This window comes from Thermaerobacter sp. FW80 (assembly GCF_004634385.1).
GTDB lineage: Bacteria > Bacillota > Sulfobacillia > Thermaerobacterales > Thermaerobacteraceae > Thermaerobacter > Thermaerobacter composti.
This window is the reverse complement of sequence record NZ_CP037895.1, coordinates 1,826,400-1,839,079: the sequence shown is the minus strand read 5'-3', so window position 1 is coordinate 1,839,079 and position 12,680 is coordinate 1,826,400. Positions and strand designations below refer to the sequence as shown.

The 12,680-nt window shown below is 69.9% G+C and carries 8 protein-coding genes and 1 CRISPR repeat array; of the genes, 3 read left to right on the top strand and 5 right to left on the bottom strand.

Translation table 11 applies throughout. The annotated features are described in order from the left end of the window. Nucleotides 1-9 precede the first annotated feature (9 nt). From csb2 to E1B22_RS07615, 3 genes are read left to right on the top strand one after another with little or no spacing between them, the layout of a single operon-like run. On the top strand, nucleotides 10-1,374 hold the full coding sequence (gene csb2, locus E1B22_RS07625) for a type I-U CRISPR-associated protein Csb2 (RefSeq protein ID WP_167758886.1): 1,365 nt from the start codon (nucleotides 10-12) through the stop codon (nucleotides 1,372-1,374). Next, a complete protein-coding gene (gene cas3u / locus E1B22_RS07620; protein WP_135225175.1) occupies nucleotides 1,371-4,574 on the top strand; it encodes a type I-U CRISPR-associated helicase/endonuclease Cas3 in 3,204 nt (1,067 codons plus the stop codon). The genes csb2 and cas3u overlap by 4 nt, the downstream gene beginning before the upstream one ends. After that, the gene (locus E1B22_RS07615; RefSeq protein WP_135225174.1) at nucleotides 4,571-5,587 is read left to right on the top strand and encodes a hypothetical protein; all 1,017 of its coding nucleotides are present in this window, start codon (nucleotides 4,571-4,573) and stop codon (nucleotides 5,585-5,587) included. Before cas3u ends, E1B22_RS07615 begins: the two co-directional genes overlap by 4 nt. A 230-nt stretch (nucleotides 5,588-5,817) precedes the next feature. Next, nucleotides 5,818-6,951: direct repeats of the CRISPR family, unit length 36 nt; unit sequence GTTGCATCCATGGTGAACACCGTGGCTACGTTGCAG. 226 nt (nucleotides 6,952-7,177) lie between these two features. Here the strand turns inward: E1B22_RS07615 and E1B22_RS07605 are convergent. The 5 genes from E1B22_RS07605 to E1B22_RS07585 form a co-directional block, all read right to left on the bottom strand. Next, nucleotides 7,178-7,438, bottom strand: coding sequence for a type II toxin-antitoxin system RelE/ParE family toxin (locus E1B22_RS07605; protein WP_135225173.1), 261 nt, complete (start codon nucleotides 7,436-7,438; stop codon nucleotides 7,178-7,180). Then, complete coding sequence (locus E1B22_RS07600) at nucleotides 7,431-7,760, bottom strand: helix-turn-helix domain-containing protein (protein WP_135225172.1); 330 nt, start codon at nucleotides 7,758-7,760, stop codon at nucleotides 7,431-7,433. The genes E1B22_RS07605 and E1B22_RS07600 overlap by 8 nt, the downstream gene beginning before the upstream one ends. Nucleotides 7,761-7,772: 12 nt before the next feature. Further along, nucleotides 7,773-8,471: a recombinase family protein gene (locus E1B22_RS07595; RefSeq protein WP_167758885.1), complete on the bottom strand. Its 699-nt coding sequence runs from the start codon at nucleotides 8,469-8,471 to the stop codon at nucleotides 7,773-7,775. 221 nt (nucleotides 8,472-8,692) lie between these two features. Then, nucleotides 8,693-12,292, bottom strand: coding sequence for a DNA polymerase III subunit alpha (locus E1B22_RS07590; protein ID WP_243123240.1), 3,600 nt, complete (start codon nucleotides 12,290-12,292; stop codon nucleotides 8,693-8,695). Between the two features lie 109 nt (nucleotides 12,293-12,401). Continuing rightward, nucleotides 12,402-12,644 carry a DUF6504 family protein gene (locus E1B22_RS07585; RefSeq protein ID WP_135225170.1) on the bottom strand — a complete coding sequence of 81 codons (243 nt, stop codon included), beginning with the start codon at nucleotides 12,642-12,644 and terminating at the stop codon, nucleotides 12,402-12,404. Nucleotides 12,645-12,680 lie beyond the last annotated feature (36 nt).

Below are 12,680 nucleotides of genomic sequence, written 5' to 3'. Positions count from 1 at the left end.
GGTGCAAACGTGCTGGCGTTTCGCGTGCGCTACCTGACAGGCCGGGTCTACGCCACGGACGCTACCGATCGGAACCGGGTGGAGTGGCCGCCTCACCCCGAGCGGTTCTTCTCGGCCCTGGTGGCAGCCGCATTTCGCGCGGATATCCCGCGAGCGCGAGAAGCCCTGGAGTGGCTGGAAGCTCAAGAGCCTCCCCACATCGCCGCCCCGCCCCTGGCCGGTGAGCGGCGAGTCCATGCCTACGTTCCCGTCAACGACGTGGATGGCATGGACGTTCTACCGCTCCACCGGCCCAAGCAGCCCCGCCCGTTTCCATCCGGAACCATCACGGGCGATGCGACCGTTCATTTCGTCTGGCCGGCGGCCCACCCGCCCGCGTCGGTCCGGGAATGCCTGGCGGAGATCGCCGCCCAAGTCACCTACCTGGGGAGCTCCATGTCCCTGGTCGCTGTGGACATGGTCGAAGACGCTCCCCCGCCGAACTACGTCCCTCATCCCCAAGGCGACGTCGTGCTACGAGTGCCCTTCCGTGGCCGCCTGGCCGAGCTCGACCACCGGTTTCGGCTGGGCGAGCGCCCCGTCCCGGGCCGGCGCATCCGCTACCGGCGACTCGACGACAACCCGCGCCTTCCCGAGACGGCGCGGTCCGTCTTTGGGGAGTTCTTCCCGTTTCGCATCCGCGGGCGCTGGCCCCTGGCTGCAGCCCTCACCCTGACCGCGACGGTACGGGCGGCGGTCCTGAGCCTCGCCGACGAACCCGTGCCGTCGATCCTCCACGGGCATGACGATCGCGTGCACTGCGCCTATGTGCCGCTGCCCTTCGTCGGAGCCGATCATGCCGACGGCTCCGTCCTCGGCTTCGCCGTCGTACTGCCCCGGGGCGTGAGCTGGCCGGAACGACAGGCCGTGTTCCGCGCCCTGGGCAAGCTCCGATGCCTGGAGTTGCCCGGAGGACGCGTATTGGAAGCCAAGCCGGTCAACGCCTTCGCGACCGCACGCACGCCTTCTACGCTCACACCCTGGCGGTGGTGCCGGCCGGCCCGCGTGTGGGCTAGCGTCACCCCCGTTGTCTTCGACCGCTTCCCACGGCGGCGTCACCGGGCGGCTGAAGTCCTCGCAGACAGTTGCCGGTTTGTCGGGCTGCCGGCCCCCCGGCAAGTCACCGTCAGCCAGGCCTCGCCCCTTCGCGGCGTTCCTCGCAGCCGGGACTTTCGGGTACGGCGCCAGCCGGACGAGCCGCTGCGCTATGTGGCTCACGTGATCCTCGAGTTTGACCAGCCCGTGGATGGGCCCGTGTTGCTCGGATCGGGCCGCTATTTTGGATTGGGTTTCTTCGCGCCCGTCGTGACAGCCGAGGAGGCCACGCAAGCATGAGGGAGCTGACGGCCAAGGACTTTGCTGCCTTTTTCCACGAGGTCACGGGCCTTCAGCCCTATCCCTGGCAGGAACGGCTCGTCGAGCGAATTCTCGCCGAGGGATGGCCGGAGGCCATCGAGGTGCCGACTGGCTGCGGCAAGACCGCCGTGGTGGAGATCGCCGCCTTCACGCTCGCCGCCCAGGCGGGGCGCTCCCCCTGGGAGCGCACGACCGGCCTGCGGTTTTTCTACGTGGTGGATCGGCGCCTCATCGTGGACCAGGCCGCGGAGCGGGCCCAGGCCCTGGCACGCCTCCTGTTTCGGCGCTGGCAAGAGGGTGATGACGGCCCGGTGGGACGGGTGGCGAAGGCGCTGATGACTTTCGGTGGACAGGTGCCACTGCACGTAGCCGTCCTGCGGGGCGGCATGTATCGCCAGTCCCGCTGGGTCGACATGCCAAACCAGCCGACCCTTTGCATGACGACGGTGGATCAGATCGGATCGCGCCTGTTGTTCCGCGGCTACGGCGTGTCGGAGTACCAACGGCCCATCGACGCGGCCCTGGCGGGTGTGGATGCCGTGTTCGTCCTCGACGAGGCGCACCTGTCCTGGCCCTTTCTCGAGACCCTCCGGACCATCCAGCGCTATCAGGCGCTGGCCGAACAGCCCGTGGCCCCGCCTTTGCGCGTGGTCGCCATGTCGGCCACGCTGCCACCGGGCGCCGGCGAACGCCCTGTGCGCCTCGACGCCCGCGACCGCACGATCCTGCAAGCACGACTGGGAGCGCAAAAGGTTGCCCGGCTTGTGGAGATCAACGCTCGATCCTTCGAAGCGCAGCTGGCCAAGCTGGCCCAAGAGCTCGCGAGCGACCTGGCCGGGCAATCGCCTGCACCGGTGGTGGGCGTCGTCGTCAACCGCGTGGGCGGTGCGCGCCAGGTCTTCCAGCAATTGCGGGAGCAAGTGGGTGACGAGGCCGACGCGGTGCTGCTCACGGGACGAATCCGCCCCTACGATCGGGACCGGTTGCTGGATCGGATCCGCGGCCGCGTCGTGGCCGGCCAACGACGGCAGGACGCCGACCGTCCGCTTTTCGTCGTCGCCACGCAAACGGTGGAGGTGGGGGCGGATTTCGACTTCGACGCCCTGGTCACAGAGCTGGCACCCCTCGAGGCTCTGCTCCAACGCTTCGGGCGATTGAACCGCACCGGCGCGCCCCGCCCGGCACCGGCGATCATCGCCCGCCGCAAGGCGCGCAACGACAGCGTATACCCCGCCGACGTCCTGGACGCCTGCTGGAATTGGCTGGTGGCACGGGCAGACGATCCGCGCCGACCGCAGGTGGATTTCGGATATGAAGGATTCGAGCGGATGAAGCAGGGCGATCCACCACCCGTCCTGTCGCCGTCGCCCCCTCCCCTCTTGTTGCCGGCCGTTCTCGAACGGTGGGTCCAGACGAGTCCGACGCCGGACCCCGATCCGGACGTCGCACCCTACCTGCATGGGCTCGAAGCCCTTTCCCCAGCCGACGTGCAGGTCGTCTGGCGGGCCGACATCGATCCGGACGACCTGCGGGCCGCAGCCGAAGCCGCACAGAGGGCTCCGCAATCGGGTGAGGGCGAGCAGCAAGACTGGACAGCGTACTTTGACAGCTTACTTACCCTGGTCCCGCCACGGCTGCATGAGGCCCTGGCGTTGCCGGTGTGGGTGGTGCGCCGCTGGCTCGAGGAGCGCGCGAGCGACGCGGATCCTCTGGGCGACGACGAAGGCGCCCCGGCTCCCGATCCGGCCACCGGGCCCGGGAAGGGCCGGCCGGCCCTGCGCTGGCAGGGTCCGGCGAACGTCCAGGTCGTCTGGCCTCGCCAGATTCGACCCGGGGATACCGTGGTGGTGCCCGCTGCATACGGCGGTGTGGACGAGTATGGCTGGCACCCTGCCCGCACCACGCCGGCCCGGGATGTATACGAGCTCGGGGCCGCTCGCGATTCGTCCCCTTGGGGGATTCGCCTGCGTCTACACGAAACGGGCTTGCGCGCCGTATGGGCAGGTGAACGGGACGATGCCGGTTTTGCGGGAGGAGCCGGTGGTTTTGCCCGGACCCGACCGGACGCGAGACCAGCCGGCGCTGTCCCGTCCAACGCGCGGGCGGCCACTGCCGGCGCGCCGGAAACGGCCGATGCGACCGCACCGGATGAAACCGGGGGTCACGCACTCCCTGATGCAGGTGGAGCGGCCGAGGAGACCCCGGCGCTGGAACGGGCACTGAACCGCTTGCGCCAACTCCTGGATGCCCTCAATCAAGAGGACACGGGTGTCGACACCGGGAACGATCCCAATCTGCTCTTAAAGGAGCTCCTTCAAATCTTGCGAGACTCCGCCCCCGAGCCGTGGCGATCCCTCGCCGAGCACGCCTTGGAAGGCCGTTCGAGCTGGCACCCCTATCCTCGCCACCCGCGCCGTGGCGTGACAGGCGTGGTCGTCGAACTGCAAGGTTGGCACGGTTCGCCCCGCGATGAACTCGCCGCCTGGGGATTCGCCACGGCCCCTGAAGATGTCGTGGCCGAGGAAGAGGAAACCGAGTCCGCTTATGCGGGCCGTGCCGTCCCGTTGGCGGAGCACAGCGAGCACGTCGCCGGCAAAGCAGAAACCTTTGCCCGTCAATGCGGGTTGGCGGAACGACTCGTAGCCTGTATCGAACGCGCTGCGCGGCTCCACGACCTCGGGAAGGCAGAGCCGAGAATGCAGGTGCTCCTCCACGGCGGCGATCCCTTCGCGGCGGCCGTCGCGCCCGAACCCCTGGCCAAGTCCGCTCGCGTTCCCCGGGAGTGGACAGGTCGCGTGCTGGCCGCCGAGTTGGCTGCTTTCCCCCGCGGCCTGCGCCACGAGTTCATCGCAGCACGCCTGGCGGAACGGCACCCGGCTCTGCTCGCCGGGGTAGCGGACCGGGAACTGGTGATCTATCTCATCGGCTCGCACCACGGTCGCGGCCGCCCGTTTCCGCCCATCCCCATGCCGGACCCCTCTCCGACCACCTTCAAGCTGCGCTGGGAGGGGCTGCGCCTGGAGGGCTCGAGTGCGCACGGTTGGGAGCGGCTTGGCAGCGGTTGGGTGGACGTGTTCTGGACGCTGGTGCGGCGGTATGGCTACTGGGGGCTGGCCTACCTGGAGGCCATCGTCCGGCTGGCGGACCACCGGGCTTCGGCGGAGGAGGTGGGCCGATGAAGGCGATACGGCTGACCGGGTTGACCGAATCCCACTTCCCCTTGAGTGCTCTCGCAGCTTTCGGCCTTCTCCGAGTATGCGGGGACATCGAAACCCTGGAAACGGCGAAACTCGGCTGGGAACCCGACCCCGAATGGACGGCGGTGCTCTACGTGCCGGAGGGACAAGACGCCGACCGCTTGGTGAACGCCTTAGCCACTTACGCGGCGAACCGCCTCGCCGCCCCCGAATTCAACTTCGCCGAGGAGCTCAAGCGGCTGCGCACCGATGAGTTCCGCGGGTTCGCGGAACAGGCGCTCCAACAAACCCTGGCGGGGACCGCTGGCGCGCGCATCACCGCCGATTTTGCCGCAGCATATGCGACCGAACGGCCGCCCGCGGGCGGCAGGCGCACAGCGAGCGGCGCGGGAGCGGCGCTGCAGCCGACGTTGTTTCATATGGTGGCAGGGCAGCAACGCTTTCCAGGAGCAATTCGGCAGTTGCTTGAGGGGCTCGGTCACGCTACCGGCCGGAAGGTGAAGCCGGCTAATGAGCGACGCCGGGCCATTCGGGAGGCCCTCTTTGGCCCCTGGACGTACCGAGACAAGCAGTCCTCCTTCGGGCTCGATCCCTCGGCGGAACGACTGCATGCCCTTCGCGCCATCCAGCCGACCCGGGAAGGCACCCCCCCTGGGGTCAAGGCAGCCATTTGGCTCGCCATCGAGGCCTTGCCGCTCTTCCCCTGCTACGTAGCGGGCGGTCGTTTCCGCGTGGCCGGGTTCGACCGGGACGGCACGGCCTTGTACTGGCCCGTATGGCGCGAGCCGATCGCGCTCGATACGCTTCGCTCCCTGATCGCCTTGGGGGTGCACGGGGGAAGGCAGGCAGCAAAACGCCTTCGAGACAGCGGGGCAGTGGAGGTGTTTCGCTCGGCCCGGGAGGCAACCACCGGGCACGGTTATTTCACCTTACGTCCAGCGACGTTGTGGACGAGGCGGGATGAGGAGGCCGCCACGGACGTGCAAGCGGTGTGAGGCGATCTCCTGGCGGTGTCTCCGCCCTGGGCCGTCCGTCCGGCGGTCCGCGCGCGAACCTCAAGTGGACATCAAGTCCCTGGGGGGTTCGCGCTGTGGCGCAAACCGCATGGATGCTGGGTTCCTTGACAGCCGGTCCGGGCAATCGACGCCCCGAGCCCACCGCGCAGCCGCGGTTCGCGCACGAGGGTTGGGAAAGCCTTGTGGGAAGCAAGCTGGTAGGGTGAACCGTTGCATCCACGGTGAACACCGTGGCTACGTTGCAGCTCCAGCCGCCGGCGGGCCATGTCGCAGTAGTCACGGTTGCATCCACGGTGAACACCGTGGCTACGTTGCAGCATCAGCCGCAGCTTCAGCGTGGTTTCGCTGTTGCAGGTTGCATCCACGGTGAACACCGTGGCTACGTTGCAGCTCCGTGCTGGCCGTCGACAGCAACGACCCGGCCATGTTGCATCCATGGTGAACACCGTGGCTACGTTGCAGCGCCGCCCGGGCTCGCTACGACGGCGTGGACCTGGGCTGTTGCATCCATGGTGAACACCGTGGCTACGTTGCAGCCACTGCTGCGACGGCGCGTCCCATCCCTCGACCACGGGTTGCATCCATGGTGAACACCGTGGCTACGTTGCAGCCGTGAACTGCACCGGCGGGTCGGTCTCCCTGTACGGGCGTTGCATCCATGGTGAACACCGTGGCTACGTTGCAGCCCCTGGCCACATGTGCGGGTGCCCAAGGATCCCTTGTTGCATCCATGGTGAACACCGTGGCTACGTTGCAGTGCCGAGCCACGAGCCGGCCATGCCGCCGAGAATGCTAGTTGCATCCATGGTGAACACCGTGGCTACGTTGCAGCTCACGATGAACATCTACGAGGCCATCGAAGCCGCCAGTTGCATCCATGGTGAACACCGTGGCTACGTTGCAGCAGCGTCCGCATAACCATCTTGGTGTTGCCGTCGAGAGTTGCATCCATGGTGAACACCGTGGCTACGTTGCAGCATCTCCTCCTTTTTCTCGGCCGGTCACCGACCCGGCCGTTGCATCCATGGTGAACACCGTGGCTACGTTGCAGGGCCCTCGCCAAGCGTCTCCGTGACCGCATCCTGGAGAACGTTGCATCCATGGTGAACACCGTGGCTACGTTGCAGGGCGGTGCTGGTGGCATTGTTGGCATGGGCGGATGGTTGCATCCATGGTGAACACCGTGGCTACGTTGCAGGATCCGCCGCCACCATCGGCACCACCTGCCTCCGCAGGGTTGCATCCATGGTGAACACCGTGGCTACGTTGCAGCCGGTTCCCCAATTCATGGTTGGCGATGGTGCCGGGTTGCATCCACGGTGAAAACCGTGGCTACATTGAAGGATCATCAGTCAGCAGGCGGAGAGTCGCTCGGCTTAGCCGCCCTCGACCCGGGATTTGGCGTCTGCTTCACGCCGATGCACCGCGTCATCGAGGATCTCCGCAACTACTTCGCAGTGCGGGCGACCGGCAACAGGATGAGTGAAACAAAAGGAGCATGAACACCCCCACTGGAGAGCGTTGGCTGGGAATTCCTCTCGTTGGGCAACCTAAGCCGCAGCGGCCCACCTAGCGCTTGTAGACGTCGCCGCGCGGGCCGATGGTCGTCACGATGAACAGCTTGCGCTCCCGGTCGGGGATGAACAGGATGCGGCGCCCGCCCACGCGCAGCTTCCACTCCGGGCGACCGGCCAGCGGCTCGGGGCGAGCCTGTTCGGGGTTCTCCTGCAGCCGCTCCAGCGCTCGCAGGATGCGCTCCTGCTCGGGCCGTGGCAGGCGCTTCAGATAGCGCTCGGCGGGGCGCAGGAGGATGACGCGCCACTCACTCACGGCTCGCCTCGAGTTCGCGGCGCAGCTCGTCCAGCGACCGGCCAGGGTCCCGACCCGCCAGGTATTCGAGCCATGCGCGCCGGGATTCCTCCAGCTCCTCGGCCGTGGGCTCGTCGTCCTCGTCGTGGTCCACGCCGCCCGGACGCCAGGCCGGGGCGTCCTGCTCGCCGGCCAGGAAGCGGTCCAGGTCCTCCGGGCGAATCCGCCAGAAGGGCCCAGCCTTCAGGCCCCGGAGCCGGCCGGTGCGCAGCCACTCGTACACCGTCCGCCGGGTGACGCGCAGGATGTCGGCCACTTCCTCCGGCGTCAGCAGTCGCTCCACTTAGGCCACCTCCTACCCATACAGGTCGTTCTTCGGGGTGTAGCGGACGGTGGACGCGTGCCACCGCCTGCCCTTCTTCGCGGGAATGCGGCGCCGGTTCAGCTCCTCGGCGATGCGGCGCAGGCTCCACCCTTGCGCGCACCACGTCCGCACCATCATGAGCACCCGCTGTTCGGCGGGGTTTTCGACCAGCACCTCGTCGTCGCGGTCGAAGCCGTAAGGGGTCGGGGCGTAGGCCTTGCGGTCAGCCTTCTTGCGCGAGAGGGTCGCCTGCGTCCGCTCGGCGATCAGGCTACGCTTGAGTTCCGCAAAGGCGGCCGTCATGCTTAAGAAGAACCGGCCCATGGCGGTGGCGGTGTTGACGGCCTGGCCGCCCACGTCTACCCGATGCAACGCCACGCCGGCCCGGTCCCAGGCCTTGGTCTGGCGCAGGGCGTCCTCGGCATCGCGAAACAGGCGGTCCCGCTTCAGCGCCACGAGGTGCTGCACCCACCGGCCGCCCACCAGTTCCAGCAGCCGCTTCCCGCCGGGCCGCTCTGCGAGCGGCTTGGAGGCCGACACGCCCGCCTCCCGGATCTGCTCCACGAGCTCCAGGCCCTGCAGGGTGAAGTAGGCCCGCAGGCGCTCCTCCTGCCCATCCAGCGACACGCCCTCGCTGGTCTGCTCGGCGGTGGAGACCCGGACATAGGCGACGGCTCGGGCCGGCTTCATCCCGCTTCCCTTCTCCTGCACATAGGATGCCATGGGAAGCAATTAGGAAGACAAAGGGCTCTGCACCGTGCGCCGGCGACCGCTGCAACCCGCCTTCCGGCGGCCGTCCTTTCCCGAGGGTCTTCGCTTTTTCCGCAGGACCGCTCAGAACCGGCGGGCTCGCCGCGCACTTGCAAGCCTCCGAAAAACGGACAGCCGGAGCGGCAGGCGACACAGGTCTTCTAAGGTCCCGATTTGGCCCGTAGACGGGCGTTTGGCAGGCGGCGATGCCTACGGTCGCGTCCACAACAAAGCCCTCTCTGGAGGCCTCTACAGGCCTCTACCAACGAACCGTTACGTCCTCGCCCCGGGCACGGGCTTCCAGGCGCTCCTTCACCAGGGCGAGGCCCCAGTTGAAGGCGAAGCGCCGCCGCCAGGGGGATCACGCGGTGGGCCAGCACGGCCCGGGCGCCGTCCCGGTCCTGCAAGACCCCCTCGACGGCCAGGGGCACCGGCGGGTCGGTAAAGATCCACCGCCCGTAACGCTGGTATACCGCCTCGAAGACGGTCACGTCCACCAGGCCGGTCTCGTCCTCCAGGCTGAGGAACACGATGACCCGGCCGCTGCGGGTCGGGGGGCGATGGGGCCGGACGGGGATCCCCGCCGCCCGCACGGGCGCGCCCGCCGGCAGGTGGCGGATGGCCGCGGCCGCCCGATACCCCTGGGCGTCCAGCACCTCCCGCAGCATGGCCAGCAGGTGGCGGCGGTGGACGTCGATCCCCAGCACCTCCCGCTCCATGGCCCACTTCTCCAGCTCGGGGAAGTCCGCCACCACGGGCGGCGACCAGCTCGCGGCCAGGGCCCGGGCCAGCGCGCCGTCGCCGGCGGCGCTGCGGGCGGCCGCCAGGGCTTCGTCGAGTCCCCACAACAGGGCGCGGCGGTTGGGGTGCAGGCTGTCGAACGCCCCGGCCCGGATCAAGGCGGCCACCTGGTCCCGGTCGAGGACCGGCCCGCGGGGCGACCCCCTCCCCCGCCGGTGCCCCCTGCCGTCGGGCCGGCCCGTCCTTCCGCCGGCCTGCGCGACAAGCGCCCCCCTCGGTGCGCCCGGCTCCCCCTCCGGCTCGGCGCCCGGCCCTCCGCCCGCCGGCCCGCCCGCCGCTTCGCCGGATGTCGTCTCCGCTGCCCCGTCCCAGTCTCCGCCGCCCGCGCTGCTCCCTGCCATCCGCAGCAGGAAGTCCATGAAGTGGCGGAAGGGACCGCCCCGCTCCCGCTCCGCCACGATGGCGGCGGCCGGTTCGTCCCCCAACCCCTTGACGGCCCGCAGGCCGATGCGGATGGCGCCGGGGGTGGCGGTGAAGCCCACCTGGCTGGCGTTGACGTCCAGGGGGAGGATGCGGATGCCCCGCCGCGCCGCCTCGACGCACAGGGTGTTGGGCGGGTAGTAGCCCATGGGCTGGAGGCTGAGCAGGGCGGCATACCACTCCGCCGGGTAGTGGGCCAGGAGATAGGCCGTCTTGTAGGCGGTGACGCCGAAGGCCGCGGCGTGGGCCTCGCAGAAGCCGTAGCTGGCGTAGCCCTGGATCATGCGGAAGATCGCCTGGGCCACCGCCTCGTCGACGCCCTGCTGCCGGGCCCGGTGCAAGAAGTGCCGGCCGATGTCCTCCATCTCCTCGGAGGAACGGGCGTGGGTCATCACCCGGCGCAGGCGGTCGGCCTCCCCCGGGGTGAAACCGGCGATGGCGGTGGCGATCTCGATCACCTGCTCCTGGAAGAGGACCACGCCCCAGGTCTTGCGCAGGATGGGCTCCAGCTTCGGGTGCAGGTAGGTGACGGGCTCCCGGCCCCGTCGCCGGGCCAGGAAGGGCTCCACCATGTCGCCCTTGATGGGCCCCGGCCGGATGAGGGCCACGCTGGCCACCACGTCTTCCAGGTTCTCGGGCTTGAGCCGCGGCTGCAGGGCGCGCTGGGCAGGCGATTCCAGCTGGAAGGCCCCGACGGTCTCGCCGCTGCCCAGCAGCGCATAGGTGGCCCGGTCGTCCAGGGGGATGTGGTCGTAGTCGAAGCCGGGGTCGCGGCGGCGGATGACCCGGACCGCCTCCTCCACCGCCCCCAGGGTGCGCAGCGGCAGGAGGTCCAACTTGACCAGCCCCAGCTCCTCCACGCCCCGCTTGTCGAACTGGAGGATCCGGCACCCCTTGGCCGCCCGCTGCAGCGGCGACAGCTCGACCAACGGCCGGCGGCTGATCACCAGGCCGCCCAGGTGGGTGCCCATGTGCCGCGGCAGCCCCGCCGCGGCCTCGCACAGGGCCACCAGCCGGCGGAACCGCTCGCGGGGCAGGTCGAGGTCCCGCAGCTCCGGCACCTCCTGAAGCGCCCGGCCCAGGTGCCGGGACAGGTAGTACGGCACCCGCTTGGCGATGCGGTCGATGACCTCCGGCGGGAAGCCCAGGGCCTTGCCGAAGTCCCGCAGGGCGCCGCGGGCGTGGTAGGTCTGGTAGGTGCACACCGTGGCCACATGCGCCGGGCCGTAGCGCCGCTCGACGTAGTCGGCCACCTGATCGCGGTAGCGGGCGTCCAGGTCCAGGTCGATGTCCGGCTGCTCCGCCCGCTCCAGGCTGAGGAAGCGCTCGAAGAGCAGCCCCCGCTCGATGGCGTCCACGTCGGTGATGCCCAGGCAGTAGGCCACCGCCGAGTCGGCCGCCGATCCGCGACCGGCGCAGCGGATGCCCCGCTGGCGGGCGTAGCGCGCCACGTCCCAGACCAAGAGGAAGTAGTCGGCCAGCTCGAGCTTCTCGATGATGGCCAGCTCGTGCTCGAGCCGCTGCCGGATGCGGGGGGTGATGCGGCCGTAGCGCCACAGGGCGCCTCGCTCCACCTGCTCCCGCAAATAGGCCGCGGCGCTCACCCCCGGCGGCAGGGGATAGGCCGGCCGGGGCACGGCGCCCTCCGGCAGCACGGGCCGGCAGCGCTCGGCGATGGCCAGGGTGGCCTCGAGGGCCCGGGGGTGGTCGGCGAACATCCGCGCCATGGCCCGGGGCGCCTTGAGGTCGTTGTGGGCGTTCAGGTGCCGCTGGGGATGGGGCTCGTCCACCGGGATGCCCAGGCGCACGCAGGTCAGGAGGTCGTGGACGGCGAAGCGGTCGCGGGTGGCGTAGTGGACGTCGTTGGTCGCCACCACACCGACCCCCAGGTGTTCCGCCAGGTCCGCCAGCGTGCGGTTGAGGGCGCGGTTGCCGGGCAGCCACCCGCCCTGCAGCTCGACGTAGAAGTGATCCCGCCCGAAGGCGTCCCGCAGCTGCCGCGCCCGCCGGAGGGCAAGCCGGCGGTCGCCTTGAAGCAGGGCCTGCAGCACGGGCCCTCGACGACAGCCGGAGAGGGCGATCAGCCCGTGGTCGGGGAGGGGCTCGCCGTCCGGCGCCACCTCTGCGAGCAGCGCGGACCAGGGCAAGGCCGGCCGCCCGCGGGGCTGCTCCAGGTGGGCACGGGTCAGCAACCGGCACAGGCGGGCATATCCCGCCGGCCCGGTGGCCAGCAGGATCAGGTGGGCGGTGGCCGACGCCCCGCCGGGTCCCGGCGCCGGCGAAGCCCCGGCGGCCTCGGCCGCGGAGCCGGCGGCCGGTTCGTCCCCGTCCAGGAGCAGGGTGAGCTCGACCCCCTGGATGGGCTTGATCCCCGCCGCGCGAGCGGCCCGGTCGAACTCGACGGCGCCCGCCACGTTGTCGTGGTCCGTCAGGGCCAGGGCCGGCATGCCCAGGTCGGCGGCCCGCTCCACCAGCGCCTGGACGGGGCTGGCGCCGTCCAGGAAGGAGTAGGCGGAATGGCAGTGGAGGTGGACGAACATCGCGCACCGCTCCTCCGCCAGGCTGGGTCGGGGCCCTCCCGCGGAAGCCCGGGGTGGACCGTCGCCCGGTCCGACCATGGACCATGGCTCCGTCCCTCGCCGCCCGTGCCTAGTCGTAGACCTTGTAGAGCACCCAGCGGGCGCTGCCCGCCGCCCGCTCCAGCTCGAACACCCCGCCCTCCTCCGTCAGCAACCGCACCACCCAGCGCTCCCCCTCCCCCTCCCACCACGCCCCCGCCTCCCGCCACTCGTCGAGCACGCAGCGCACGCGATGCCAGCGGCGCCAGAAGAACTGGCGCGGGCGGCCGCGTTCGTCGGTCTCCACCGGAACCGGCTTGCCGATCAGCGCCATGCCTCTGCGCCTCCCGCCGCAGGCGGCCCAAGGGAA